Consider the following 26,742-nt stretch of genomic DNA (forward strand, 5'->3'; position numbering starts at 1 on the left):
ACCATGAACATCACGCAAATTCGTAACGCTACGCAGCGCATCACCTTTGGTGGAATGACTTTTCTGATCGATCCGATGCTGGCAGCGAAAGGCGCGTATGCGGGTTTTGCCGGAACGGCACGCGCGGAGATCCGCAACCCAACCGTCGATCTACCCGTTGATATCGCAACCCTGCTCAACGTCGACGCGCTGATCGTGACCCATCTGCATGAAGATCACTGGGATGAGTCTGCGGCTCGCATTGTGCCGAAAGACAAACCGATCTATGTACAAAATGAGCAGGATGCGCAGGTGCTGCGAGGTCAGGGTTTCACGCAACTGACCGTCCTGACACACAACACCATGCTGGGCGACATCACCCTGCGTAAAACCGGCGGTCAGCACGGCTCCGATCGCGCTTACGCCATCCCGCAAATGGCGGAACGCTTAGGCGAAGCCTGCGGAATTATCTTCCAGCATCCGGCGGAAAAAACGCTGTATTTGGTCGGCGACACCATCTGGCGCGACGAGGTGGAAACCAACATGCGGAATTTCCAACCCGGCGTGGTAGTACTGAATGCGGGATTTGCCCACGTCATCGGTTTTGGGCCAATCATTATGGGCGCGGAAGATGTGCTGAAAACCCACTTCACGCTACCCGAAGCACAAATTGTGGCAACGCATATGGAAGCGATTAACCACTGTCTGCTGACCCGCGCGGCGCTGAAAGAGTACGCACGCGACAACCAGATTGCGCAATTCGTTAACGTGCCGGAAGATGGCGAAACCCTGACGTTTTAATGCCCGCAGAGGAATCGTATGCAGCCGCTTACCGTTGCCATTGTTGCCGTGGAAGATTTCAGCCCGTTTCACTTTTCGGTGCCGTGCATCATTTTCAGTGACAAAGTGGCGGTGAAAAAGCGCTTTGAGGTGCAACTGTGCGCCGAACAGCCCGGCATCGTCTCCTCGCAGGATGGCTTCTCCATTACCGCAGCTCATGGTTTTGAGGCTGTGGAAACCGCCGATATCGTGGTGATCCCCTACTGGGGCACCACGGCGCATCGCCCGCCACAAAACCTGCTTGACGCACTCAACAGTGCGCGACAAAACGGCGCGCAGATTGTCGGGCTGTGTCTGGGTGCATTTGTCCTTGGCTATGCCAGTCTGCTGGATGGCAAACGGGCGGCCACACACTGGGAGTTCGAACGGGATTTTCAGGCCCGCTTCCCGGCGGCTCGTCTGGATATCAACGCCCTGTATGTAGATGATGACGGCATTATTACCTCGGCAGGCACCGCCGCCGCGCTGGATTGCTGCCTGTACGTTATCCGCCAGCGTTTTGGTAGCACGGTGGCGAATCAGATTGCCCGACGGATGATTGTGCCGCCACATCGTGAGGGCGGTCAGGCGCAGTTTATCGAACAACCGGTAGCGAAAAACACCCAAGATCAGCGCATCAACGCCCTGCTCGACTATTTGCGCCAGCATCTCCACGAACCCCAAAATCTCGACGTTCTGGCCCAGCGGGTGATGATGAGTCGTCGCACCCTAACCCGCCACTTTATGAAGGCTACCGGGTCGAGCGTCGCGGAATGGCTGATTGCCGAGCGCCTGCGCCGTAGCCAGACGTTGCTGGAATCCAGCTCGTTGCCCGTTGAGCGCATCGCTGAGCAGGTCGGATTTCAGTCGCCCGTCACCTGGCGTCAGCATTTTAAATCCCACTTTGGCGTCAGTCCGGCTGAATGGCGCAAAACCTTTCGTGGCGTTTAACCGCTTTTTTTCGCCAGCCAGATGGTGTGCCCGGCGCAGTGCGGATCTTCCATCACCATCTCGACCACCACAAAGCCATGCGCTGACAGCAATGCGCGGTATTCATCCGGTGCGAGGCTAGCGTGAAACAGCGGCTCGCCCTCAAATTGCCCCATGGCGATGCCGTTATCCGTACCGCTGGTAAACATCAGCGCGCTACCGGGATGGCTGAGACGGTCAAAAATCGGGAACATCTTTTGTTGGTCCCGCTGGGTTAAATGGAAAAAGCTGTCCCACGCGATCAGACCGTCAAAAGTTTCGTTGAGCGCCAGCTTGCGCATATCCTGCTCCAGCCAGCGCTGTGCGGGAAAAGATTGCCGGGCGCGCGCCAGCATCGCCGCGGAACCATCAACGCCCGTAAGCTGAAAGCCTTGCTGGATAAAATAACCGGCAATCGGCAGACCGTTGCCGCAGCCAATATCCACAATACTGCCCTGCCCGCCCATCACGGTGATGAACTTGTCCAACCAGTTTTTCTCGAACAAGGTGCGCGAGCGCTGGCTGGCAAAGGCATCCGCATGGCGTCGGTAGATGGACAGAATATTATTTGCCGCAGAGTCGCTCACGATTTCCTCTCTTTTTTATTCTGTATAAGAGCCTATCCCAGTAGGCGTTATTGGCGCAGACAGTTTGAACACGGTCAGCGCGGAAGAACCGGAGCGTACACGCAGTACGTGAGGATTCTGAGCACCGTCCAGGTTCAAAATGGCAAGCAAAATAGTCCTAATGGGATAGGCTCTAAACATCACGACGATAAATCCTCTAGCACACGATCCGCAACCCTGGAATGCGCCTCGCAGAACCAATGAGCAAATCCCCCAAAACCGCCTCGCTGTGGCATCATAGCGTGCAGATAACGACATGACAGGGGTGATAAACGTGAAACCGGTAACGTTGTACGATGTAGCAGACCATGCAGGAGTCTCTTACCAGACCGTCTCGCGCGTCGTGAATCAGGCCAGCCACGTTTCCGCAAAAACCCGACAGAAAGTTGAGGCCGCGATGGCGGAACTCAATTACATCCCTAACCGCGTCGCACAGCAGTTGGCAGGCAAACAGACGCCGCTGATTGGCGTTGTGACGGCGAACCTTGCCCTGCACGCCCCCTCACAAATCGTTGCTGCCATAAAATCCCGCGCCGACCAGTCTGGCGCCAGCGTGGTGATCGCCATGGTCGAGCGCAGCGGCGTAGAGGCATGTAAAGCCGCGGTCCACAACCTGCTTTCTCAACGCGTAACCGGGCTTATCATCAATTATCCGCTGGATGAAAAAGACGCCATTGCCGTGGCCGCCTCCTGTGGCACGGTGCCAGTGCTGTTTCTCGATGTCTCTGACCAGACGCCAATTAACAGCGTGATTTTCTCCCATGACGACGGCGCGCGCCTCGGCGTTGAACATCTGGTTCAGTACGGGCATCAGCGTATCGCCCTGCTGAGCGGGCCTCATACTTCGGTATCGGCAAGGCTCCGGCACGCGGGCTGGCACAAGTATCTGGCGCACTACCAGCTGCAACCCGTAGCTGAACTGGAAGGCGACTGGAGCGCGATGTCTGGTTTTCAGCAAACGCTGCATATGCTCAATAGCGGTAATCTCCCCACCGCTGTGCTGGTTGCCAACGATCAAATGGCGCTGGGGGCGATGCGAGCAATCAGCGAGTTCGGTCTGCGTGTAGCGGTGGATATCTCGGTAATCGGCTACGATGACACCGAAGACAGCGCCTGCTACATCCCACCGCTGACCACTATCAGGCAGGATTTTCCGTTATTGGGTGAAACCAGCGTCGACAGGCTGCTGCAAATTCCCCGTGGCGAATCAACCGTGGGCAACCAACTGCTGCCCGTAACTTTGGTTAAGCGCAAAACGGTTCTGCCTCCCGATACGCAAACCACCTCTCCCCAGGCGCTGGCGAATTCACTGATCCAGCTCGCGCGGCAAGTTTCTCAGCTCGCACCTAAATTGTGAACGCATAACAATTGTGTGAGTCAGTTCACTCATTGAACGCCCCATCCTTTACAGTTGGGATCGCTTATCCGTATTTTGATTGAAATTGTGAGCGAATAACAAATTCAAACAGGATACCGTTATGAACCTGAACACAGATTCACTCTCCGCTGTTCTGGCCCGCCGTGACTGGGAAAATCCCGGCGTCACGCAACTCAACCGTCTGGAGGCGCACCCGCCGTTCTGTAGCTGGCGCTCAGCGGATGATGCGCGTATCAATCAGCGCTCGACTCAGTTACGCTCGCTGAATGGCAAATGGCAGTTCGCCTGGTTTCCCGCGCCGGAGGCAGTGCCGGAAAGCTGGCTGACAAACGATCTACCACAGGCTGACACTATCAACGTCCCCTCTAACTGGCAGATGGACGGTTACGATGCGCCGATTTATACCAACGTCACCTACCCGATCCCGGTTAATCCCCCTCATGTTCCAGCGGAAAACCCTACAGGGTGTTACTCGCTCACATTTAATATTGAAGACGCGTGGTTAGATGAGGGGCAGACGCGCATTATTTTTGACGGCGTCAATTCCGCGTTTCATCTGTGGTGCAACGGTCGTTGGGTCGGCTACGGTCAGGACAGCCGCCTGCCGTCTGAATTCGATCTTAGCGATTATCTACTGAGCGGCGAAAACCGCCTGGCCGTCATGGTGCTGCGCTGGAGCGACGGCAGCTATCTGGAAGACCAGGACATGTGGCGGATGAGCGGTATCTTTCGCGATGTCTCCCTGCTGCACAAGCCCACTACGCAAATCAGTGACCTGCGCATTAACACCCGCTTTAACGACGACTTCAGTCGCGCAGTGCTGGAAGCGGAAGTCAGGGTGGCGGGCAACGAGAGCGAAGATTTACGCGTCACTCTGCAATTGTGGGAAGGTAAAACGCTCACTCACGAAACGACCTCCCCGCTCGGCAGCGAGATCGTTGATGAACGCGGCGCTTATCATGACCGGGTTACCCTGCACCTGAACGTCGAAAACCCGGCGCTGTGGAGTGCCGAAACGCCCAATCTGTACCGCGCCGTTGTCCAGTTACGCACCGCTAACGGAGTGCTGATTGAAGCGGAAGCCTGTGACGTTGGCTTTCGTCAGGTTCGTATCGAAAACGGCCTGCTGCTGTTAAACGGTAAGCCACTGTTGATTCGCGGCACCAACCGTCATGAGCATCACCCGGTCAACGGTCAGGTGATGGACGAGGCGACGATGGTGCAGGATATTCTGCTGATGAAGCAGAACAACTTTAATGCCGTGCGCTGCTCCCATTACCCGAACCATCCGTTGTGGTACACCCTGTGCGATCGCTACGGCCTGTATGTGGTTGACGAAGCCAACATTGAAACCCACGGCATGGTGCCGATGAATCGCCTCACCGACGATCCCGCATGGTTGCCAGCCATGAGCCAGCGCGTCACGCGCATGGTGCAGCGCGATCGCAACCACCCGAGCATTATCATCTGGTCGCTGGGCAATGAATCCGGTCACGGCGCGAACCACGACGCCCTCTACCGTTGGATAAAATCCGACGATCCGTCACGTCCAGTACAGTATGAAGGTGGCGGCGCAAATACCGCGGCGACCGACATTATTTGCCCAATGTACGCCCGCGTCGATCAGGACCAGCCCTTCCCGGCGGTACCGAAATGGTCGATTAAAAAGTGGCTGTCGATGCCCGGCGAACAGCGTCCGCTGATCCTCTGCGAATACGCCCACGCCATGGGCAACAGTTTTGGCGGCTTCGCCAAATACTGGCAAGCGTTCCGTCAATATCCGCGCCTGCAGGGCGGGTTTGTCTGGGATTGGGTGGATCAGTCGCTAATTAAATATGATGAGAACGGCAAGGCGTGGTCAGCCTACGGCGGTGACTTTGGCGACACGCCTAACGATCGTCAGTTTTGCATGAACGGACTGGTGTTCGCCGATCGTACCCCGCACCCGGCGTTATATGAGGCCAAACATGAACAGCAGTTTTTCCAGTTCACGTTACTGTCGGGCGCTGAACGCCAGATTGAAGTGACCAGCGAATATCTGTTCCGCCGCAGCGATAACGAGATTCTGCACTGGACAATAACCCAGGACGGTAATCCGCTGGCCGCCGGAGAAATCGTGCTGGATATCGCCCCGCAGGGCCGCCAGGTGATTACCCTGCCAGATGTCCCGATGCCGGAAACCGCAGGTCAGCTCTGGCTGACGGTGCGTGTAGAGCAGCCTGTGGCAACCGCGTGGTCAGATACCGGCCATATCAGCGCCTGGCAGCAGTGGAAGCTGGAAGAAAAACTCAGCCAGGCACAGCCACCACGTATCAGCACCACGCCACAACTGAACGTTAGCGAGAGTACCTTTACTGCGGCGGTCAACGACAAGCGCTGGCAATTCGATCGTCAGTCTGGCCTGCTAACACAATACTGGATTGGTGATAAACCTCAGTTGTTAACCCCGCTCACTGACCAGTTCACCCGTGCGCCGTTGGACAACGACATCGGCGTGAGCGAGTCAACCCGCATCGACCCTAATGCCTGGGTTGAACGCTGGAAGGCCGCCGGTCATTATCAGGTCGAGGCAACGTTACTGTACTGTGCTGCCGACACGCTAAGAAATGCAGTGCTGATTACCACCGAACATGCCTGGCAATATCAGGGCAACACTCTGTTTATCAGCCGTAAGTCCTACCGTATTGACGGCAATGGTGAAATGCAGATAACGGTGGATGTCGATGTCGCCAGCGGTACGCCGCATCCGGCCCGCATCGGCCTAAGCTGCCAACTGGCACAGGTCGCAGAGCGAGTGAACTGGTTAGGTCTCGGCCCGCATGAGAACTACCCGGATCGCCTGAGCGCCGCCTGTTTCGATCGCTGGGATCTGTCGCTTGATGAGATGTACACCCCGTATGTTTTCCCGAGCGAAAACGGTCTGCGCTGCGGCACACGCGAACTGCACTACGGTGCGCACCAGTGGCGCGGAGACTTCCTGTTCAATATCAGCCGCTTTAGCCAGCAGCAACTGATGGAAACCAGTCACCGCCATCTGCTGCAGCCGGAAGCGGGCACCTGGCTCAATATTGATGGCTTTCATATGGGCGTCGGCGGCGATGATTCGTGGAGTCCTTCCGTGTCGCCGGAATTTCTGCTGAGCACCGGACGCTACCACTACCAGTTCGTCTGGGGCCAAAAATAATAATAAAAATCGGGCAGGTTGGTGCCTGCCCGCATTCATAGTAAGGAAGTCTGTTATGTATTATTTAAAAAACACTAACTTTTGGATGTTCGGCTTTTTCTTCTTCTTTTACTTTTTCATTATGGGTGCTTATTTCCCCTTCTTCCCTATCTGGTTACACGATGTAAACCATATCAGCAAAGGTGACACCGGGATCATTTTCGCCTGTATTTCACTGTTTTCGTTATTATTCCAGCCTGTTTTCGGACTGCTTTCCGATAAGCTTGGCCTGCGTAAACACCTGCTGTGGGTAATTACCGGAATGCTGGTAATGTTTGCCCCGTTCTTTATTTACGTTTTTGGCCCGTTATTACAGGTTAATATTTTACTGGGTTCGATTGTCGGCGGGATTTATCTTGGCTTTATTTACAATGCCGGCGCTCCGGCGATTGAAGCCTATATTGAAAAGGCCAGCCGCCGAAGCAACTTTGAATTTGGTCGCGCGCGCATGTTTGGCTGCGTGGGCTGGGCGCTGTGCGCCTCGATTGCCGGGATTATGTTCACCATCAATAACCAGTTCGTCTTCTGGTTAGGTTCTGGCTGTGCGGTCATTCTGGCATTGCTGCTGCTCTTTTCAAAAACAGATGCCCCCTCATCTGCAAAAGTCGCGGATGCGGTAGGCGCCAACAACTCGGCATTCAGCCTGAAACTGGCGCTGGAGTTATTCAAACAACCGAAACTCTGGTTCCTCTCCCTTTACGTGGTCGGCGTTTCCTGTACTTATGATGTGTTTGACCAGCAGTTCGCCAACTTCTTTACCTCGTTCTTTGCCACCGGCGAACAGGGCACCCGTGTGTTTGGCTACGTCACGACCATGGGGGAATTACTCAACGCCTCGATCATGTTCTTTGCGCCGCTGATTGTGAATCGCATCGGCGGAAAGAACGCCCTGCTGCTGGCCGGTGCGATCATGTCGGTGCGGATCATCGGATCCTCATTCGCCACCTCTGCGCTGGAGGTCGTTATCCTCAAAACGTTACATATGTTTGAGATACCGTTCCTGATTGTCGGTTGCTTCAAATACATCACCAGTCAGTTTGAGGTGCGCTTCTCGGCGACGATTTACCTGGTGTGTTTCTGTTTCTTCAAACAGTTAGCAATGATTTTCATGTCAGTTCTGGCCGGAAAAATGTATGAGAGTATTGGTTTCCAGGGAGCTTATCTGGTGCTGGGGGTGATCGCGCTGAGCTTCACACTGATTTCCGTATTTACCCTTAGTGGGCCGGGGCCATTTTCCCGCGTTTTCACCCCAGCAAGTAAACAAGTCTGAAGACGAATGACAGGGAAGGAATATCTTCGATGAGCATTTCTATGAGAGACAGATTAAAAGCAGGCAAGCTGTTTACCGATATGTGCGAGGGGTTGCCGGAAGAGAGACTGCGCGGAAAAGAGTTGATGTATGAATTTAACCACACGCGTCCATCGGAGGTTAAAAAGAGGGAAACACTGATTCGTGAAATGTTTGCCACCGTGGGAGAAAATGCGTGGATTGAGCCCCCCATTTATTTCTCGTACGGGAGCAATATTCACATTGGCAAAAACTTCTACGCCAATTTTAACTTTACTATTGTGGATGATTACACGGTCACCATCGGCGATAACGTTTTAATTGCGCCCAACGTCACGATCATTGTAACGGGTCACCCTGTCCATCATGAATTAAGGAAATCCGGAGAGATGTTTTCCTTTCCGATCACCATCGGCAATAACGTATGGATTGGCAGTAACGTAGTCATCAATCCCGGCATAACGATTGGCGATAATTCTGTTATCGGCGCGGGGAGCGTAGTCACAAAAGACATTCCGGCAGATGTCGTGGCCGTGGGGGTTCCCTGTCGGGTTATCAGAACCATTAATGAAAGAGACAGAGAGTACTATTACCAAAATTATAAAGTAGAGCCGTCAATATAAGGTGTCATGCCGGATGCACCGCGCGCGGCTTACCCGGCTTACGGGGGCAACCCCCGCACCATGATTAGCCGCTTGATCAGCCTGACCTGGTAGCTTAAGTTCTGCTGGCAAAAAGCCGCTTTTCTACCGTTATGGTAAAACGGGACGATAAGCCAGGTCATAACATGAGCAGAAAGACGGTTGCGGTAATGGCGCTATTTATCAGCGCATTACTTTCAGGATGTGGCAGCATTAATGCACGCACGGAAGGTGAGGACTCAAACACGTATTACGTGGGTATGCACCACGACATTGAAAAAATAAAAAATCCGGGCGCTTACGATTATAACTATTTTGATTTAGCGCTGTTATTTATCGATGTGCCGTTATCTTTCGTGGTCGATACGGTTTATGCGCCGTTTGATTACTATCATGGACCGTATAAGAAAGAGAATAAGTAAGACTTAGGCCCGGTACGCATGGCGAAACCGGGCCATTTAACGAGAATTACTCTTCTATTGCCTGGCGAATTTGCTGCAACGATGCGGGATCGTCAATTGTCGTGAGATCGCCGGGATCGCGGCCTTCACAGATCGCCTGGATCGTGCGCCTGAGCATTTTGCCAGAACGCGTTTTCGGCAGTTGCGACACAAACCAGACGTGTGCCGGACGGCCAAAGTTACCAATCTGGCTGTCCACCAGCGCCATAATCGCCTTTTCTTCCGAATGCGCGATGTCGCGATCTTCCAGGCTGTCGCTCTGTTTCGGAATGACAAACGCCACCGCCACCTGCCCTTTCAGCGCATCCTTCACGCCGACCACCGCCACTTCCGCGACGTTCGGATAGCTGGAAATACTCTCCTCTATCTCGCGCGTGCCCAGTCGATGTCCTGCAACGTTTATCACATCATCCGTACGGCCCAGGATGAAGTAATAGCCATCGGCGTCGCGAATGCCCCAGTCAAAGGTGGCGTACACCTGGCGAGAAAACAGCGACCAGTAGGTATTCACAAAGCGCGCGTCATCGCCCCAGATAGTTTGAATGCAGCCCGGCGGCAGCGGTCCTTCAATCACCAACATGCCCTTTTCGTTCGCCGCGCAGGGTTCGCCAGTGACTTCATTGAGCAATTGTACGTTGTAGCCGTACATCGGCACGCCGGGGCTGCCCAGCCGCGACGGTCTGTCGTCCAGCCCGCGGGCGATCGCCATAATCGGCCAGCCGGATTCGGTCTGCCAGTAGTTGTCGATAACCGGGACACCCAGCGTTTCCGTGACCCAACTCGCGGTCGGTTCATCCAGCGGTTCTCCCGCCAGATACAGCACCTCCAGCGACGAGAGATCGTGATTGCGGATTTGCGCGGTGGGGAATTTCTTCAGCACGCGGATGGCAGTGGGTGCCGAGAACATCCGGCTGACCTGATACTTCTCAACAATCTTCCACCATACGCCGCAGTCCGGGTACGTTGGCAGCCCTTCGTAAACCACCGTCGCCATCCCCGCCAGCAGCGGGGCATAGACGATGTAGGAATGCCCAACCACCCAGCCAATATCCGACGCGCAGAAGAACACGCCGCCCGCTTTGCCGCCGAAAATAGTGTCCATCGAGGTCGCCAGCGCCACCGCGTAGCCGCCAACATCACGCTGCACGCCTTTCGGTTTCCCGGTTGTCCCGGAGGTGTAGAGAATACAGGACGTTTCGTTCGATTCCAGCCAGGTCACCGGCACGCTCGCGCCGAGATGTTGTTGGCGCAGCGCGGCAAAATCGAGGTCACGCCCCTCAACCCGCGCCATTTTCGCCAGACCGCGATCGACCAACACCACGTGGCGCGGCTGATGCTGCGCCTGATTGATCGCATCATCGAGCAGCTTTTTGTACGGCAGGATCTTGCCCCCGCGCGCCCCGGCATCTGCCGAGACGATAACCACCGGTCGGGCGTCGTCAATTCGCGCCGCCACGCTGTGCGATGCGAAGCCACCGAACACCACCGAATGGATCGCGCCAATTCGTGCGCAGGCTAGCAGCGTAATGTGCGCCTCGGCGATCATCGGCATATACACAAGCACCCGATCGCCGCGCTGCACGCCCAGCGACAGCAGCATTGCCGCCGCGATATTCACCTCGTCATGCAGTTGGCGGAAGGTAAACGTGCGCTCTTCTTCGGTTTCTGATGACACAGCAATCAGCGCCAGCGCATCAGGTTGTTTCTCCAGCCAACGGTCGATGGCGTTATGGCACAGATTGGTCGTCCCGCCGCAAAACCAGCGGGCAAACGGCGGATGGCTGCTATCCAGCACCTGAGTGAACGGCTGCTGCCAGTCAATACGCTGGGCCTGCTCGGCCCAGAATGACTCTGGTTGAGTAACAGAACGCTGATAAAATTCGTTAAAAGACATCATGCTCTCCTGTTAAGCCTGCGCGCTTAAATGACGTAGAGGTCCATATACTCATTAACCGGCATCTGCTCCAGGCGGGCTCTGTCCAGGGAGACATCCAGAATGCGCTGTTGCTGGCGGGTCGGGAACTGGCGTGCCAGATTGATTTTGAATTTCTCGACCAGCTTCGGCATGCCGTCAGTACGACGACGCGCGTGGCCGATAGGGTATTCCACCACTTCTTCATCAAAGCGGGTGCCATCGGTAAATTCCAGGGTGATGGCGTTGGCGATGGCGCGTTTTTCCGGGTTGTGATAATCGGCGGTAAAGGCCGGATCTTCGAAGCAGTTGATCTTCTCACGCAGAGTATCGATGCGCTTGTCCTGTGCCACACCGTCTTCGTAATCAGCCGCCGTTAAGCGTCCGAACAGCAGAGGAATGGCGACCATGTACTGAATGCAGTGATCGCGATCCGCCGGATTATCCAGAGGGCCTTTTTTGTCGATGATGCGAATGCAGGCTTCGTGCGTGCGAATAGTCACTTTTTCGATATCGGCTGCAGTCTTACCGGCGGCCTGCAGTTTTTCATGCAGCGTCATTGCGGCTTCTACTGCAGTTTGCGAGTGGAACTCAGCCGGGAATGAGATTTTAAACAGCACGTTTTCCATCACGTAGGAGCCGTACGGACGCTGGAAGCGGAATGATTCCCCTTTGAAGGAAACATCATAGAAGCCCCAGGTTTTCGCCGTCAGCGCAGACGGATACCCCATCTCACCGGTTTTGGCCATCAGCGCCAGACGGACTGCGCGGGAGGTCGCATCCCCTGCCGCCCAGGATTTGCGCGTGCCGGTATTCGGCGCATGACGGTAGGTACGCAGCGACTGACCGTCGACCCACGCCAGCGAGACTGCATTAAGGATCTCATCGCGGGTCAATCCCAGCATCTCGGCTACCACGGCGGTCGAGGCCACTTTCACCAGCAGAACATGATCCAGACCAACGCGGTTAAATGAGTTTTCCAGCGCGATACAGCCCTGTATTTCATGGGCCTTTATCATACCGGTCAGCACCGTTTTCATGGTCAGCGGCGCTTTACCCGTCGCTACCGCATTGCGCGATAGCCAGTCAGCCGTCGCCAGAATACCACCGAGGTTATCGGAAGGATGACCCCATTCAGCGGCAAGCCAGGTGTCGTTGAAGTCCAGCCAGCGGATCATTGCACCGATGTTAAACGCCGCCTGCACCGGATCGAGCTGGAACTGGGTGCCCGGCACGCGAACGCCGTTCGGCACCACGGTCCCCGGCACCACCGGTCCCAGCAGTTTTTTGCAGGCCGGATATTCCAGCGCTTCCAGGCCACAGCCGAGAGTGTCGAGCAGGCAATAATGCGCGGTGTCGTACGCCACCTTCGAGGTGATCTCGTAATTCATGACGTAATCAACGATATCAACGATTTCACGGTCAAACTCTGGGCGGACGTTCGAAATATGTGCAGACATAAAATGGGTTCCTGTTTTTTATCTTTAGAGGTTTTTGAATTAGCAACGTTTTTCAATCGGGACAAATTCACGATCTTCCGGGCCGGTATAATTGGCGGAAGGACGGATAATTTTGTTGTCCTGGCGCTGTTCGATGATGTGCGCCGCCCAGCCGGTGACGCGGGCGATGACAAACAGCGGAGTGAACATTTCGGTCGGGACACCCATCATGTTGTAGGAGACCGCCGAGAACCAATCGAGGTTGGGGAACATCTTTTTGGTGTCCCACATCACGGTTTCCAGACGGTCAGCGATGTTGTACATTTTCAGCGAACCGCCTTCCTGAGAAAGCTGTTTTGCCACACGCTTGATCACCTGATGACGCGGGTCGGCGATGGTATAGACCGGATGACCAAAGCCAATCACCACTTCTTTGTTTTCCACGCGTTTGCGGATATCCGCTTCGGCTTCATCCGGCGTTTCATAGCGCTGCTGAATTTCCAGCGACACTTCGTTCGCCCCGCCGTGTTTCGGCCCACGCAGTGCGCCAATCGCGCCGATAATCGCGGAATACATATCCGAGCCTGTCCCCGCAATCACCCGACTGGTGAAGGTGGAAGCGTTGAATTCATGCTCGGCATACAGCACCAGCGAGATGTGCATCGCTTTTTCCCAGCTTGCCGACGGCTTTTCGCCATGCAGCAGATGCAGGAAGTGACCGCCAATAGAATCATCGTCGGTTTCAGGCTGAATGCGCTCGCCGTTGTGGCTGTAGTGATACCAGTACAGCAGGATCGAACTGAGCGAGGCCAGCAGTTTGTCGGCAATGTCGCGCGCGCCGGAGACGGTGTGCCCTTCTTTTTCCGGCAGCGTACAGCCCAGCGCGGAAACGCCGGTGCGCATCACGTCCATCGGGTGCGAGGCGGCAGGCAGCGCTTCCAGTACGGTACGCACGTTTGCCGGCAGACCACGCAGCGCTTTTAATTTGATCTTGTAGGCGTTGAGTTCATCACGGGTGGGTAATTTTCCGTGGATCAGCAGGTGCGCCACTTCTTCAAATTCGCACTGTTGCGCCAGGTCGAGAATATCGTAGCCGCGATAGTGCAAGTCGTTACCGCTTTTACCGACGGTGCACAGGGCGGTATTTCCGGCGGCGACGCCTGACAGCGCAACCGATTTTTTCGGTTTGATGACGTTTGTATTATTTTGCAGGATCGTTGTGTCGCTCATATTGTCCTCGTCATTTTTATAATATGTAGGATACAAATTCATTGCCGGATGGCGGCTACGCCTTATCCGGTCTACGACGGCTACTTCCTGGTATACAACGCGTCGAGTTTCTCTTCGAACTGGTAGTAATTGATGCTTTCGTACAGCTCGTTTCGCGTCTGCATAATGTCGATGACGCTCTTTTGCGTCCCTTCCTGGCGCAGCACGTTGTACACCTTTTCCGCAGCGCGGTTCATGGCACGAAAGGCCGACAGCGGATACAGCGCCATCGCGACGTTCGCGCTGCGCAGTTCATCGGTGGTGAACAGCGGCGTGGCTCCAAATTCAGTGATGTTGGCGAGGATCGGCACCTGCACCGCGTCAGCAAACTGGCGGTACATCGCAAGCTCAGTAATAGCCTCCGGGAACAGCATGTCAGCGCCCGCTTCGACGTACGCCTGCGCGCGATCGATTGCTGCCTCCAGCCCTTCTACCGCCAGCGCATCGGTACGCGCCATAACAACAAAGTTGGGATCGGTACGCGCATCCACGGCGGCGCGGATCCTGTCGACCATCTCTTCTTTAGAGACGATCGCCTTATTCGGGCGATGACCGCAACGCTTGGCACCGATCTGATCTTCAATGTGCAGCGCGGCAGCTCCGGCTTTGATCATCGATTTCACGGTACGCGCCACATTGAATGCGGACGATCCAAAACCGATATCCGCATCCACCAGCAACGGTAGCGGGCAAACATCGGTAATACGTCGAATATCGGTCAGCACATCATCAAGGGTAGAAATACCGAGATCCGGCAGCCCTAACGACCCTGCCGCAACGCCGCCGCCGGAGAGGTAGATCGCCTGATACCCGGCGCGCTGGGCTAACAGGGCGTGGTTAGCATTGATGGTGCCAACGATTTGTAATGGATTTTCTTTGGTGAGAGCGGCGCGAAACGCCTGACCCGGAGAGTGTAAAGACATACCCCATCCTCTTGTTATCAACTTGTTATCGTTCGTTGATTAACCTAAAGCAAGGGGTATGCCAAAGCCTTCATTGGATACGTAATTTTTATTTATTTATTTTAAAACAATGAGTTAAAATTAAACCCTGCATTTTTGTCGCACAAAAGCGTGTCAGCACGCGTTTCATGAATCCGACCTGAACGTTTCATTGCAACATTTTTGAAACACAACTAAACCCAATATGGGTTCTTTAATTTTGGGGTTAGCGATGGCTGAGACGCATCTTCCACCACGGGTCAATGACGACAAACCAGTCATCTGGACGGTCTCTGTCACGCGCCTGTTCGACCTGTTTCGCGACATCAGCCTGGAGTTTGACAACCTGGCGACCATCACCCCTATTCAGCTTGGTTTTGAAAAAGCGGTGACTTATATCCGCAAGAAGCTCGCCACCGAGCGCTGTGATGCCATCATCGCGGCGGGCTCCAACGGGGCGTATCTGAAAAGCCGCCTGTCGATTCCGGTGATCCTGATTAAACCCAGCGGATTCGACGTGCTGCAGGCGCTGGCGAAAGCCGGCAAGCTGACCTCGTCAATTGGCGTTGTCACCTATCAGGAAACACTGCCCGCGTTGACGGCCTTTCAAAAGACGTTCAATTTGCACCTTGAGCAGCGCAGCTATATCACCGAAGAGGATGCGCGCGGGCAAATCAATGAGCTGAAAGCCAACGGTACACAAGCGGTGGTTGGCGCGGGCTTGATTACTGACCTGGCGGAAGAAGCAGGGATGACCGGGATCTTTATCTATTCGGCGGCCACCGTGCGCCAGGCCTTTATCGATGCGCTGGATATGACCCGCCTGACGCTACGTCGCAACGGGCAATACGCCAGCGGCGACACGCTACGCACCCGCTATACGCTGGGCGATATGCGCGGTCATTCGGCACAGATGGAACAGGTTCGCCACACCATTATGTTGTACGCCCGCTCCCGTGCGCCGGTGCTGATTCAGGGCGAAACCGGAACGGGGAAAGAGCTGGCGGCGCAGGCGATTCATCGGGAATATTTCACCCGCCAGGATCGTCGGCGTGGTAAGCCCTCGCCGCCATTTGTCGCCGTCAACTGCGGGGCCATTACCGAATCATTGCTGGAAGCAGAGCTGTTCGGCTATGAGGATGGCGCCTTTACCGGCTCCCGTCGGGGAGGACGCGCAGGCCTGTTTGAAATCGCCCACGGCGGGACGCTGTTTCTTGATGAGATTGGCGAAATGCCGCTGCCGTTACAGACCCGACTGCTGCGCGTACTGGAAGAAAAAGAGGTGACCCGGGTCGGCGGGCATCAGCCGATCCCGGTCGATGTGCGGGTAATCAGCGCCACCCACTGCCATCTTGAACAGGAGATGAAACAGAATCAATTTCGTACCGATCTGTTTTATCGGCTGAGCATTCTGCGCCTCACGCTGCCGCCGCTACGCGAGCGCCTGTCCGATATTCTGCCGCTGGCTGAGGGATTTTTAAAACAGTCGCTCGCGGAACTTGAGGCACCATTTTCTGATGCGGTACGTAAGGGGCTAGCACTGAGCCAGCAAACGCTGCTCAATTATGGCTGGCCGGGAAATATCCGCGAATTGCGTAATATGATGGAGCGCCTGGCGCTGTTTTTGAGCGTGGATCCGCAGCCTGAGCTGAACGTCCGGTTTTTACAGCAGCTATTACCGGAGTTGATCGTCGTGGACGAGACACCTCAGGTATCATCATCGCTGACGCCGCAACAGGTGTTGGCGCAATTTAATGGCGATAAAACCGCAGCCGCGCGGTATTTAGGGATCAGCAGGACTACATTCTGGCGCCGATTAAAAGAATAACCCGCTGGTACAATGACCAGCGGGTTGTTTGTCTTTCAGTTCAGCGTGTTATTTTTTCTTGTAAATATTGGCAGTGCCATGGATTTTATTATCCGTCTGGCCGGAGGTTAATACCACCACGTCAGCGCCTTTCTCTTCCGCTTTTTTCAGAAGCTCTTCTTTGGCATCCGAAACGGAAACTTCATTACTTGTTGAAATATCACCAATTTTTGTATATTGCGACTCAACTTTTTCAAACTCAACCTTGGTCATAAATTCCGCAGCATATACGTTGGAAACGACAAAAGCTAACGCACCAATTAATACCTTGTATCCAGTTTTCATATAAAAGCTCCAGTTTTTTTGTTTTTACACCATCATCGCCCCTGAACATCGATAGTGCGAGTCAAGGATGTTTAATAAGTAGTCTAGCCGGTTCAATAAATCCAGAGCTAACGGAAATATAAAGAGATTTTGCAAAACGAAGATAACCGACGATCCTGCGCCGCAGCGTTTACCACCGCGCCTGGCCACGAATAATCGACCAGCAGACCCGCTTGCAACATCGGTAATATTTCATAAAACAGTGTGAGTAAATACTCAGAATAATGAGTGCGGTAAACTTATAATGTATGGTGATGCAGAATATTCTTAATCCTGACTGCGAATAACGCGCCACTTTTCTCACTGATGGAATCGTTATACATGGAACCTCTACACGCCGTTGTGCTGACCGTCAGCCTGTTTGTCTTAACCTTTTTTAATCCCGGCGCGAATCTGTTTGTGGTGGTGCAAACCAGCCTGGCGTCGGGACGCCGGGCGGGCGTGATGACTGGTCTGGGGGTGGCGCTGGGCGATGCGTTCTATTCTGGTCTTGGGTTGTTTGGCATGGCGACGCTCATTACCCAGAGTGAAGAGATATTTTCATTGATTAAAATTGTCGGCGGCACCTATCTGCTGTGGTTTGCGTGGAACAGTATCCGCCACCAGGCTACGCCGCAAATGCCAACATTACAGCAACCGCTCTCCGCGCCCTGGTACCTCTTCTTCCGACGCGGCTTATTAACGGATTTATCCAATCCACAAACCGTGCTGTTTTTTATCAGTATTTTCTCAGTCACGCTGAGTGCAGACACGCCGACCTGGGCCAGGCTGATGGCATGGGCGGGGATTGTGTTGTCTTCCGTTATCTGGCGTATTTTTCTCAGTCAGGCGTTTTCATTACCCGCCGTGCGCCGGGCGTATGGACGGATCCACCGGGTTGCCAGCCGGGTGATTGGTGCCATTATCGGAGCCTTCGCCCTGAGGCTGATTTATGAAGGCATCACCCACCGTTAATGCACTTGAAACATAGTTTCGCTTGACCATCGTGACGTAATTGTCCGTAATACCGCCTGAATTTTTAAACGTATTTTTGAGTGGCTGTGAGATGGAACAGGTTGCCCCCGTAAACAACACATTACTTCTGACAGAATGGCAGGCGCTGCTGCGCCAGACGTCTCCTGACGTCCATACGCTTCTGACCTCATTAAGCGATGATGAGATCCGCCATTTAGTGACCGTTTTTTATGACTACATGCTTTCCCATGCCGAGAGCGCATTGTTCCTGAATACCGAACAGGTCAGCACGCGGCTTAGCGGCAGTATGTTTGGCTGGCTGCGCAGCGTGCTCGGCAGTGCGCAGGAAGACCTCTCCCAGTTGCTGACCAAACAGCGCGAGATAGGCGTGGTGCATGCACGCATCGGCCTGCCCATCGACTTGGTGAATCGCGGCGCGCGCAAGCTGAAGGATGAGCTGTATCGGGTGTTGAAAAATAAAGCGGATTACCCGCCTCACCTGTTGAGTGACGCAATCTGTTTCAGCAGCCTGGCGATGGATACCGCGCTGGAGGCGATGACCGTCTCCTATTCGCCGAGTTATCAAAACTCCCTGAACACGCAGGAACAGTATCGCCTGCAAACGATTTATGATGACGTCAACGTCGAGCGCGAACGGCAAATCCGATCGTTTACCGACTGGGAAAATCAGTTTATTTACAACATTGCCACCGGATTACCCGTCGGGGAACTGGTCTTTCTGGCGAACTCAGATTTCGGGATGTGGTTCTCCCATAAGGGCAAACACATTCTCGGCAACAGCAATCTGCTGGTAGAAATGGAAGTGCTGATCGCAGAAATCGATAGTCGTCTGACCCAGACGCTGTCGAATCAGCAACAGCCAACAGAAGCCGCACGAATGAGCTTATTGCAGGATGTTCGCCAGCTTTCAGCAAAAATCCATTTCCTTCTTGCCTCAATGTTTGAGGCGCTGGTCAAACAGGAAAACGGCAAAGATTCGCTGACTCAATTGCTTAACCGTCGTTTTATTCCGACCATCATGCGCCGCGAAATCTCACTGGCATTGCATTCACGCAAGCCGTTTACCCTGGCGATGTTAGATATTGATTACTTTAAGCAAATCAACGATCGCTTTGGGCATATCACCGGCGACCTGACGCTAAAAAGCGTAGCGGCCGTGATTTATGAGCATATCCGCAGCAGCGACTATGTTTTCCGCTACGGTGGCGAAGAATTTATGATCCTGCTGGTCGAGTCGGACGTTTCACAGGCCAGTATTATTCTGGAAGGACTGCGTAAGAAGATCGCCGACCTGCGCTTAGGGGCCCAGGCCACCGAGTCATTCTCGATCACTGTCAGCATCGGTATCGCCGAATACGACTACCATCCGGACTACAAACAGCTGGTTGATAAAGCCGATCGCGCACTGTATCTGGCGAAAAACAACGGACGTAACCGCTTAGAAACGTATCAGGAATGATCGTTGTCGCCCTCTTAATAAGATGCAAATCAAATACATCATATGTAAATAGCGCTAGCATATCCTGAGATAACCCCACTGAATGTAGGTGGGGAACCATGAGGGATGTGATAAAACCATGAACGGGAAAAAGAGAACACGCTGGCAGCGCCGTCCTGGAACGACCGGTGGAAAACTGCCGTGGAATGACTGGCGTAATGCCAGCACCTGGCGCAGAGCCACCCAGTTTTTTCTGCTGGCGATTAATATCTATATTGGCGTGGCGTTCTATTACTGGGTCCGCTATTTCGAAACGGGCGGCACCAGCGTTTATATTCCAAGACCGGGAGGGATTGAAGGATGGCTTCCCATCGCCGGGCTGATGAACATTCGCTACACGCTGGAAACAGGTTATCTTCCGCCGATCCACGCTGCCTCCATGCTACTGCTCGTCGCGTTTATCGTGGTAAGCCTGCTGTTAAAAAAATCATTCTGTTCGTGGCTGTGCCCGGTTGGCACGCTGTCAGAGCTGATTAGTCATCTGGGTAAAAAATGCTTTGGCCGGCATTTCACGCTGCCGCGCTGGCTGGATCTTCCGCTGCTAAGCCTGAAATATCTGTTGCTGAGCTTCTTTTTGTATATTGCCTTGTCGATGCCCGCACAGGGGATTCAGTACTTTCTGATGTCGGCCTACGGAATGATTATCGACGTTAAGATGCTCGATTTCTTCCGCCATATCGGCACGGCAACGCTTGTTTTCGTAGCGATAATCAGCGTCATGAGCCTGTTTATTCGTAACGCCTGGTGTCGCTATTTATGTCCGTATGGCGCTCTGCTCGGCCTCTTCTCCCTGCTCTCTCCGTTTAAAATCCGGCGTAACGCGGAAAGCTGCATCGACTGCGGCAAATGTGCGAAGAACTGCCCGTCGGCGATTCCGGTTGACAGGCTTATTCAGGTCCGCACCGTTGAATGCACTGGCTGTATGACCTGCGTAGAGTCTTGTCCGGTCGCCTCGACGCTGACCTTTTCACTGCAAACCCCGCCGGGTGCACAGGATAACGGTAAAGCGTTATGGCGACAGACGGCGTTGTCAGGTGTTGTCATGACAATACTGGTACTGGGGATTCTTTTTGCCGCCATTGGCTATGCTGTGTATGCCAACGTCTGGGACACGCCGATACCGGAACATATGTATTTCCAGCTGATTCCGAAGGCCAGAATGATCGGCCATTAAAACCCGTACTGCCATGCCCGACGAATTAACGCCGGGCCTGTTTATAGCATCAGAATTTCCACGACACGCTGCCGACAATGCTGCGCTCAGCGCCAAAGTAGCAGTAAGAGAGCGAGTTACAAGACGCCACGTAGCGTTTATCGGTCAGGTTGTTGACGTTCAACTGGGCGCTCAGACCTTTAATACCGATGTTCGTTAAGTCATAGCCAATCGCCATATCCACCAGCGTGTACGACGGCAGAGTGTGGGTATTCAGACGATCGCTGGTAATCCCGTTGACGTAGCGCACGCCCGAGCCCAGCGTCAGGCCGTCCAGCGGACCGTTTTTCACATCGTAGCTCAGCCAGGTGCTGGCCTGATTACGCGGCGCGTACACCGCGCGCTTGCCCTGCTCTTCCGGACTGCTTTTCTTGTAGCGAATGTCGGTATAGGTATACGCCGCCTGCAGGCGGAAGCTATCCGTCAACTGGCTGATCGCCTCCAACTCCACCCCTTTTGATTCAATTTCCCCAATCGAGCGATACGGATCGGTCGGCTCTTCTTTGGTGGCGATGTTGGTCTGATTGATACGGAACACCGACGCGCTGAACTGGCTGTTCAGCCCTTCTGGTTCATACTTCAGCCCGGCTTCCCACTGCTTGCCTTTCATTGGGTCCAACAGGTCGCCGTTCTCATCAGCAAAACTGGTCGGCGTGAAGGCTGTGGAGTAGCTCACGTACGGCGCAAAACCGTTATCGAACAGATAGAGCAGCGCGGCGCGGGTGCTGAAGTTGTTTTTATCCAGATCGCTGCGGGTGTCGTTTTGCTTATCAATGTTAGAGACGCTTACCTGATCGTAGCGGCCACCGAGCGTAATGCGCCAACGGTCCCATGACATCTGATCCTGCAAATAGTAGCCCGTCTGGCGCAGCTTGTGCTTCTCGCGCGCATACATGTCGATGTAATCCGGCTTCGCGCCGTACACCGGGTTAAAGGCATCGATCGGCGGAAACGCGCCGTAATAGCCGGTGGTGTTGTTGCTGCGATCCTGATAGTCGATCCCCACCAGCAGGCGATGGTTCACCTGCCAGGTATCAAAGCTACCATCGAGCTGGTTATCCAGCGTAATCGCCGACATATTTTCATCAGAGCCGGAATAGCCGCGATTAAGCTCGGTTTCATTCAGCCAGCCCGCCGCATACACCTGGTTCAGTTCAACGTCGGTATGCAGATAGCGCAGCTTTTGCCGTACCGACCAGCCGTTGTCGAACATGTGCTCAATGTTGTAGCCCACCATGTTCTCGCGGCGATCGTATTTGTCGTAATCATCCTCGCCCTCATAGAAGGTGTTAGAGATCTTTTGTCCGTAATGCGGAACCACGGTGCCGTCATAAGGCAAGCCAGAGTGGCTGCCACCTTCAGGATCACGATGTAAATAGGCCATCAGGTCAAGGCGTGTCTGGTCGGTGATGCGCCAGGTCAGGCTGGGCATTAGCGCGTAGCGCTCTTCCTTCAATGGACCAAACTGCGAGTCCGCGTAGCGCGTCATCCCGCTCAGACGCGCCGCCACGCGATCGTTATCATCCAACGCGCCGGTGACATCAAACGCCGCACCGCGCTGATTGTTATTGCCGGCAAACAGCTTCACTTCACCGCCCGCATCAAACGACGGCTTACGAGATGTCAACGCCACAATACCGCCCGGCGAAGAGCGACCATATAGCACCGACGCCGGACCGCGCACCACTTCAATGTTGTCGAGGAACCACGGATCAACCACCAGCGAGCTGTGCGAGTTGGTGTCGCCCATCATCTTCAGGCCGTCGAGATAGACGTTATCAAGGCTACCGTCGGAGAAGCCGCGCAGTACGATGTAATCAAAGCGGTTAGAGGCGCCAATTTGGTTGCTGTACACCCCTGGCGTGTAGCTGACGGCCTGGCGCACGCTGGTAGCACCCTGCTCTTCAAACTGTTCGCGGGTAATAATAGACACCGACTGCGGGGTTTCAATATCCGGCGTGGCAAGCTTGGTGGCCCCGCTCTGCATTTGCGAGGTGACCACCACCGTATCATTTTTTGTTGTTTCCTGCGCCAGCAGAGGAAAAGCCACGCTGCCGGTCACCCATCCCACCAGCAGCGCCAACCGAGTCTTCGCGAACATGAACATCTCCCAAGGCATTTCTAATTGTAAATGAGAATTATTGCGCTATTTATGCCGGAGATAGCTATGCCGGATGCCAGGTTACGTATGCGCAGCGCCAAAATGTGGGTAAGGCGCGCGCGCAAAGCGGGAAAATGGATTAGCAAAGTTTAAGGACATCGCCAGGTGAAAAACCGTAGCGGCGACGAAAGGCGGTGGAAAAGTTGGTGGCGTGTTGATAGCCCGACATCCAGGCAGCCTGCTGTACGCTGTACCCTTCTAATAAATACCCTCGCGCCCGTTCCAGGCGGCAGTCGCGCAGGTAGTCAAAAACGGAGCTGCCATACGCCGCACGAAACTTACTGCGCAGGCTGCTCGGGCTCATCGCCGCGCGCTGGGCCAGTTCGCTGAGGGTGTAGTCATTTTCTGGCGTCTGTTCCAGCAGGCGACGTACGATCTCGAGGCGCTGCTGTTCGCCGCTGGCGGCCTGGCGCTTGCCGCTCTCAACCTGACAGACGCTGAGGCCGTGGCCGAACAACTGCAGAATTAGCCCTTCCAGCATCAGTTGGCGGGAAACATAACTGAGGGTGCTTTGCTGAGCATACTGTAATCCACTAAGCAAAAAGCCCGGTACTTGCCAGATAAGCGTCGGCGTCTGGCATCTTTCCCACTCAAGCATTAACGACTCAAGTAACCCCTTACGCCACGCGCCATCAGGATACAGCCCCAGCGATAACGTTCGCAGTTTGCAGTCCGCAGAGTGACGGGCGCTCATGGTCTGGTGTTCGCTGAGACGCGAGCTAAACGCCATACCAGAACGCACCACGTGTTCCTGCCCGTTGAGCGTCAGTATTACGCAGCCTTCCAGCACCACCAGCATATACAAGGGGCTGCTGTGGCGGGAGGTGGTTTCGTAGGGTTGCAATACCTGCACATCAGAATGGGTGACACACATCCCACAGGGTAATGTCATCTCTTCGACATTCCCCTGCAATACGGGGCTGGAGTGAGATAAACCCGGCTTTTGCGATAGCTGCGGAAAGCGGTAATCAATCCCGTAACGCTCACCAAAATCCATAAACTCACTGACGGAGAAGGTACGAGTCAGACGTGCGGATGTATTTTGGCCGGTGGTGTTGTTCATGCTCTCTTCTGCACAGAAAATGGGATTAATGGTTTATGACTGATAGCAACATTACCATTCCCCGCAGAACACAACAATAATAATGAGAACTATTATCAACTGAGTGATAAAAAAGTCTCTCAGCAGCTAGCCATCTCATCAGCCTGAATAACCAACTGATGAGATGAGCAGCGCCTACTTAACGTCCTGAATACTATGCTACGATTTTTCTTCCACCTGAAACACAGACACAGCTTGGGACAACATTGCCGATTGTTCTTCCACACTGCCAGTCGTCGCGGCAATTTCCTCCACTAATGAGGCGTTTTGCTGGGTCACCTGCTCCATTTGAGTCACAGCAACGCGGATCTGCTCTATACCGCTACTTTGTTCCCCTGATGCTCCGGATATATCTTCCATTAATATATTGATGTTGCGTATTGCCCCAGCAATGTCCGCCATCATGACACCACTGCTTTCGGCTATTTCCACCCCCTCTTTGACGCTGATTCCAGCTTTAGCAACCAGTTCACTGATTTCCTTCGCCGAAGCCGCGCTGCGTTGGGCAAGAGTCCTGACTTCGCTCGCAACAACGGCAAACCCGCGCCCTGATTCACCTGCACGCGCTGCTTCTACTGCGGCATTTAATGCGAGGATATTGGTCTGAAAAGCAATGCTATCTATGACATTCGATATTTCATTCACGCTTTGCGCATTACGGCGGATCAGGTGAATTTTCTCGACCATTTCGCTCATTAAGCGCTCACCGCGCAATGCCATTTCAGTGCTTTCACTGGTCATTACGGATGCCTGATGTGACTTATCGGTATTATTTTTTGTTGTCGCTGATATCTGTTCCATACTGGCGGCTGTCTCCACGACTGCCGCAGCCTGCTGTTCGGTTCTGGTAGATAAGTCGGTATTTCCTGAAGCAATTTCCTGCATACCGACATTAATAGACTCAACACCATCACGAATAGTTTTGACCGTATCGCGGAGCCCGTTCTGCATATTTTGTAAATTCAGACACAGAAGACCTATTTCATTGTTACTCTGTACCTTAATGGAATGGCTCAGATCGCCTTTGCCAATCCGTGAAAAGTGTTCAGACACGGTTCTCAACGGTTGAATAATGCTTCGATTCAACCAGAGATTACAAATAATAAAAATAATGATCGAAAACGCCAAAATAACTGATATTTTGATTATTGATTCGTTAAACTGTGAATGCGTTTGTGCTACGATCTTCTCACTGATCAACATTGTAGATTTATAATAGTTTTCCAGTTTACTATCAAAATTTTTACGTGCAGTGAGCAATTCACTATTTAAACTTATTGATGTATCAACGACACGGCCGCTAGATATCACTTCGTTTAATTGATCGATAGACTTTTTTTCATGCTCCATCTGTTGTTCAAAGGCCTTTCTGATGACGTTTCCTTCCTGTGGATCGTCCATCGTCAATCCGGGTATATCCCAAAAAACATTGAACATTTGCTTTGCATAAACCATCTCATCTTGTGCTTGTTTCAATGTTTGCTGGGCAGCTGACAAATCGTGTAGCTGAATATTATCAAGCATACTCCTTAATTTATAAACGGTTTCTGTGACGCGATGCAGCGAATCCTGCTCTTTTACTATATTATGCAGTAAAAGCGTGCTTGTCTGAGTTTTTTTAAGGTCACGTAACTCCAGTCCATTAGAAAAAAACTGCATAAATGTAAATAACAGCAGCAGTAATAATAGACTGGTTTTAACCTTCATGTTTTTTAACATTTAAACATCTCCATAACAATTAAAAATCATCTACGACTTAATTGTTATCGACAAATTTAGTAATACCTTAACTTATAAAATGGTTAATTATTATAACGTTTCCGTACTATTTTTAGCATGATAAATTAAGTGAACAGGTGTGTGAATGGCAGATAACGCTATACTTCTCGCACCATGAGCAATAGAAACAAGCCGTTCAACATTAACTCTTCTTATATATTTATCCCGCATTATTCATCTAAAAGAAAATAGAAATAAGAAAACTCATTTGAAGCATGCTTCACAAACTCCACCGGGAGGTTGTTTTTGATAAAAAGCGATTTTGCAAATTCAGCATCGCCATAAACCCGCAAGCAGAAAGGTTTTAAAATCTGGCCCTGAATGCCAAAGCACTCCTGCAACCTCGCATCATCCATAAAGATAAAATTACCTTTCCTGACTTTAATACTCTCACTCAGATCGCGCCACTTTCCAGGTGTAAGCAGGAAGTTTTCCCAGCCATTATCCCTCAGCATTTCAATAACATGGGTAAATTTAAAGTAGTAATTCTGCATTGTCACATCACCGCTTGCGGTAGCGTACAAATACTCTATTTTAAATTTGAGCTGTGCATTGATGCTTTTCTTCTTCCCCTCATCTATTAACCATTGAAGTTCATTCGCGACGATTTTCGAAAATATCTTCCTCTTTTTTGCTGTTGCCAACCAGTTCATAATAAAAAGATGCTCTGACATTTTAGAGTAAATCTTACTATCATGTATGGCGATACCAACGGCGACTAATGCACTCCAGGTAAACGTTTCAAGTTCATCCTGATAATTATGTCTCAACTGACTCACTGTTGCTAAATTCCTTACCACTTAAACCCCACCCAGATATATCGTAATAATATTTTAACTTTGTATAACACCATGTAAAAAATGACGACAACCAAAACC

Annotated in this window: 21 protein-coding genes; 11 read left to right on the forward strand and 10 right to left on the reverse strand. The window is 53.0% G+C overall.

The window, feature by feature from the left end; genetic code table 11:
* Window positions 1-3: 3 nt before the first annotated feature.
* Both E4Z61_RS11910 and E4Z61_RS11915 read left to right on the forward strand, forming a co-directional pair.
* Window positions 4-780, forward strand: coding sequence for an MBL fold metallo-hydrolase (locus tag E4Z61_RS11910; RefSeq protein ID WP_135322946.1), 777 nt, complete (start codon window positions 4-6; stop codon window positions 778-780).
* An 18-nt stretch (window positions 781-798) separates the two neighbouring features.
* The gene (locus tag E4Z61_RS11915; protein WP_135322947.1) at window positions 799-1,749 is read left to right on the forward strand and encodes a GlxA family transcriptional regulator; all 951 of its coding nucleotides are present in this window, start codon (window positions 799-801) and stop codon (window positions 1,747-1,749) included.
* On the opposite strand, the gene E4Z61_RS11920 is transcribed toward E4Z61_RS11915, so the two are convergent.
* The gene (locus E4Z61_RS11920) at window positions 1,746-2,354 is read right to left on the reverse strand and encodes a class I SAM-dependent DNA methyltransferase (protein WP_135322948.1); all 609 of its coding nucleotides are present in this window, start codon (window positions 2,352-2,354) and stop codon (window positions 1,746-1,748) included. The genes E4Z61_RS11915 and E4Z61_RS11920 overlap by 4 nt on opposite strands.
* A gap of 304 nt (window positions 2,355-2,658) precedes the next feature.
* Here E4Z61_RS11920 and E4Z61_RS11930 point away from each other — a divergent pair, with 304 nt between their 5' ends.
* The 5 genes from E4Z61_RS11930 to E4Z61_RS11950 all read left to right on the forward strand — a co-directional run bounded on the left by E4Z61_RS11930 (window position 2,659) and on the right by E4Z61_RS11950 (window position 9,345).
* Entirely contained in the window at window positions 2,659-3,750 is a 1,092-nt protein-coding gene (locus E4Z61_RS11930) for a LacI family DNA-binding transcriptional regulator (protein WP_135324932.1), read from the forward strand.
* 121 nt (window positions 3,751-3,871) lie between these two features.
* Window positions 3,872-6,955, forward strand: a complete 3,084-nt coding sequence (locus tag E4Z61_RS11935) for a beta-galactosidase (RefSeq protein WP_135322949.1) — start codon at window positions 3,872-3,874, stop codon at window positions 6,953-6,955.
* Between the two features lie 55 nt (window positions 6,956-7,010).
* The gene (locus E4Z61_RS11940; protein WP_135322950.1) at window positions 7,011-8,264 is read left to right on the forward strand and encodes an MFS transporter; all 1,254 of its coding nucleotides are present in this window, start codon (window positions 7,011-7,013) and stop codon (window positions 8,262-8,264) included.
* A gap of 29 nt (window positions 8,265-8,293) precedes the next feature.
* Window positions 8,294-8,905, forward strand: a complete 612-nt coding sequence (gene lacA / locus E4Z61_RS11945) for a galactoside O-acetyltransferase (RefSeq protein WP_135322951.1) — start codon at window positions 8,294-8,296, stop codon at window positions 8,903-8,905.
* Window positions 8,906-9,069: 164 nt separating this feature from the next.
* Window positions 9,070-9,345: a YceK/YidQ family lipoprotein gene (locus E4Z61_RS11950; RefSeq protein ID WP_135322952.1), complete on the forward strand. Its 276-nt coding sequence runs from the start codon at window positions 9,070-9,072 to the stop codon at window positions 9,343-9,345.
* A 46-nt stretch (window positions 9,346-9,391) separates the two neighbouring features.
* Here the strand turns inward: E4Z61_RS11950 and prpE are convergent, their stop codons facing one another.
* The 4 genes from prpE to prpB form a co-directional block, all read right to left on the reverse strand.
* Window positions 9,392-11,278, reverse strand: coding sequence for a propionate--CoA ligase (gene prpE, locus E4Z61_RS11955; RefSeq protein ID WP_135322953.1), 1,887 nt, complete (start codon window positions 11,276-11,278; stop codon window positions 9,392-9,394).
* 26 nt (window positions 11,279-11,304) lie between these two features.
* Window positions 11,305-12,756 (reverse strand): bifunctional 2-methylcitrate dehydratase/aconitate hydratase, encoded by a 1,452-nt coding sequence (locus tag E4Z61_RS11960; protein ID WP_135322954.1) that lies wholly within the window; start codon window positions 12,754-12,756, stop codon window positions 11,305-11,307.
* A gap of 39 nt (window positions 12,757-12,795) precedes the next feature.
* Window positions 12,796-13,965 carry a bifunctional 2-methylcitrate synthase/citrate synthase gene (gene prpC, locus E4Z61_RS11965; protein WP_135322955.1) on the reverse strand — a complete coding sequence of 390 codons (1,170 nt, stop codon included), beginning with the start codon at window positions 13,963-13,965 and terminating at the stop codon, window positions 12,796-12,798.
* 80 nt (window positions 13,966-14,045) lie between these two features.
* Window positions 14,046-14,927 carry a methylisocitrate lyase gene (gene prpB, locus E4Z61_RS11970; protein WP_135322956.1) on the reverse strand — a complete coding sequence of 294 codons (882 nt, stop codon included), beginning with the start codon at window positions 14,925-14,927 and terminating at the stop codon, window positions 14,046-14,048.
* Between the two features lie 250 nt (window positions 14,928-15,177).
* Between prpB and prpR the strand changes: the two genes are divergently transcribed.
* Window positions 15,178-16,773, forward strand: coding sequence for a propionate catabolism operon regulatory protein PrpR (gene prpR / locus E4Z61_RS11975; RefSeq protein ID WP_135322957.1), 1,596 nt, complete (start codon window positions 15,178-15,180; stop codon window positions 16,771-16,773).
* Between the two features lie 48 nt (window positions 16,774-16,821).
* On the opposite strand, the gene yahO is transcribed toward prpR, so the two are convergent.
* A complete protein-coding gene (yahO, locus tag E4Z61_RS11980; protein ID WP_135322958.1) occupies window positions 16,822-17,097 on the reverse strand; it encodes a DUF1471 family periplasmic protein YahO in 276 nt (91 codons plus the stop codon).
* A 360-nt stretch (window positions 17,098-17,457) separates the two neighbouring features.
* On the opposite strand from yahO, the gene E4Z61_RS11985 reads away from it, so the two are divergent.
* The 3 genes from E4Z61_RS11985 to E4Z61_RS11995 all read left to right on the forward strand — a co-directional run bounded on the left by E4Z61_RS11985 (window position 17,458) and on the right by E4Z61_RS11995 (window position 20,783).
* Complete coding sequence (locus E4Z61_RS11985) at window positions 17,458-18,090, forward strand: LysE family transporter (RefSeq protein ID WP_135322959.1); 633 nt, start codon at window positions 17,458-17,460, stop codon at window positions 18,088-18,090.
* 91 nt (window positions 18,091-18,181) lie between these two features.
* Window positions 18,182-19,570, forward strand: a complete 1,389-nt coding sequence (locus E4Z61_RS11990; RefSeq protein ID WP_135322960.1) for a diguanylate cyclase — start codon at window positions 18,182-18,184, stop codon at window positions 19,568-19,570.
* A gap of 118 nt (window positions 19,571-19,688) precedes the next feature.
* The gene (locus E4Z61_RS11995) at window positions 19,689-20,783 is read left to right on the forward strand and encodes a 4Fe-4S binding protein (protein ID WP_135322961.1); all 1,095 of its coding nucleotides are present in this window, start codon (window positions 19,689-19,691) and stop codon (window positions 20,781-20,783) included.
* Between the two features lie 49 nt (window positions 20,784-20,832).
* Here E4Z61_RS11995 and foxA read toward each other — a convergent pair whose 3' ends face one another.
* The 4 genes from foxA to E4Z61_RS12015 form a co-directional block, all read right to left on the reverse strand.
* Window positions 20,833-22,941, reverse strand: coding sequence for a ferrioxamine B receptor FoxA (gene foxA / locus E4Z61_RS12000; protein ID WP_135322962.1), 2,109 nt, complete (start codon window positions 22,939-22,941; stop codon window positions 20,833-20,835).
* Window positions 22,942-23,062: 121 nt separating this feature from the next.
* Entirely contained in the window at window positions 23,063-24,046 is a 984-nt protein-coding gene (locus tag E4Z61_RS12005; protein WP_135322963.1) for a helix-turn-helix transcriptional regulator, read from the reverse strand.
* A gap of 198 nt (window positions 24,047-24,244) precedes the next feature.
* Window positions 24,245-25,804 carry a methyl-accepting chemotaxis protein gene (locus E4Z61_RS12010; RefSeq protein ID WP_135322964.1) on the reverse strand — a complete coding sequence of 520 codons (1,560 nt, stop codon included), beginning with the start codon at window positions 25,802-25,804 and terminating at the stop codon, window positions 24,245-24,247.
* Between the two features lie 230 nt (window positions 25,805-26,034).
* On the reverse strand, window positions 26,035-26,643 hold the full coding sequence (locus tag E4Z61_RS12015) for a DUF2913 family protein (RefSeq protein ID WP_240703870.1): 609 nt from the start codon (window positions 26,641-26,643) through the stop codon (window positions 26,035-26,037).
* Window positions 26,644-26,742 lie beyond the last annotated feature (99 nt).

Origin of the sequence: Citrobacter tructae, assembly GCF_004684345.1 — a bacterium.
In the GTDB taxonomy this organism is placed as follows: domain Bacteria; phylum Pseudomonadota; class Gammaproteobacteria; order Enterobacterales; family Enterobacteriaceae; genus Citrobacter; species Citrobacter tructae.

Excerpts from the sequence above, each read along its gene's own strand:
- E4Z61_RS11910 (WP_135322946.1), top strand. The coding sequence starts at position 4 with ATGAACATCACGCAAATTCGTAACGCTACGCAGCGCATCACCTTTGGT.
- E4Z61_RS11915 (WP_135322947.1), top strand. The coding sequence starts at position 799 with ATGCAGCCGCTTACCGTTGCCATTGTTGCCGTGGAAGATTTCAGCCCG.
- E4Z61_RS11935 (WP_135322949.1), top strand. The coding sequence starts at position 3,872 with ATGAACCTGAACACAGATTCACTCTCCGCTGTTCTGGCCCGCCGTGAC.
- E4Z61_RS11940 (WP_135322950.1), top strand. The coding sequence starts at position 7,011 with ATGTATTATTTAAAAAACACTAACTTTTGGATGTTCGGCTTTTTCTTC.
- lacA (WP_135322951.1), top strand. The coding sequence starts at position 8,294 with ATGAGCATTTCTATGAGAGACAGATTAAAAGCAGGCAAGCTGTTTACC.
- E4Z61_RS11950 (WP_135322952.1), top strand. The coding sequence starts at position 9,070 with ATGAGCAGAAAGACGGTTGCGGTAATGGCGCTATTTATCAGCGCATTA.
- prpE (WP_135322953.1), bottom strand. The coding sequence starts at position 11,278 with ATGTCTTTTAACGAATTTTATCAGCGTTCTGTTACTCAACCAGAGTCA.
- E4Z61_RS11960 (WP_135322954.1), bottom strand. The coding sequence starts at position 12,756 with ATGTCTGCACATATTTCGAACGTCCGCCCAGAGTTTGACCGTGAAATC.
- prpC (WP_135322955.1), bottom strand. The coding sequence starts at position 13,965 with ATGAGCGACACAACGATCCTGCAAAATAATACAAACGTCATCAAACCG.
- prpB (WP_135322956.1), bottom strand. The coding sequence starts at position 14,927 with ATGTCTTTACACTCTCCGGGTCAGGCGTTTCGCGCCGCTCTCACCAAA.
- prpR (WP_135322957.1), top strand. The coding sequence starts at position 15,178 with ATGGCTGAGACGCATCTTCCACCACGGGTCAATGACGACAAACCAGTC.
- yahO (WP_135322958.1), bottom strand. The coding sequence starts at position 17,097 with ATGAAAACTGGATACAAGGTATTAATTGGTGCGTTAGCTTTTGTCGTT.
- E4Z61_RS11985 (WP_135322959.1), top strand. The coding sequence starts at position 17,458 with ATGGAACCTCTACACGCCGTTGTGCTGACCGTCAGCCTGTTTGTCTTA.
- E4Z61_RS11990 (WP_135322960.1), top strand. The coding sequence starts at position 18,182 with ATGGAACAGGTTGCCCCCGTAAACAACACATTACTTCTGACAGAATGG.
- E4Z61_RS11995 (WP_135322961.1), top strand. The coding sequence starts at position 19,689 with ATGAACGGGAAAAAGAGAACACGCTGGCAGCGCCGTCCTGGAACGACC.
- foxA (WP_135322962.1), bottom strand. The coding sequence starts at position 22,941 with ATGCCTTGGGAGATGTTCATGTTCGCGAAGACTCGGTTGGCGCTGCTG.
- E4Z61_RS12005 (WP_135322963.1), bottom strand. The coding sequence starts at position 24,046 with ATGAACAACACCACCGGCCAAAATACATCCGCACGTCTGACTCGTACC.
- E4Z61_RS12010 (WP_135322964.1), bottom strand. The coding sequence starts at position 25,804 with ATGTTAAAAAACATGAAGGTTAAAACCAGTCTATTATTACTGCTGCTG.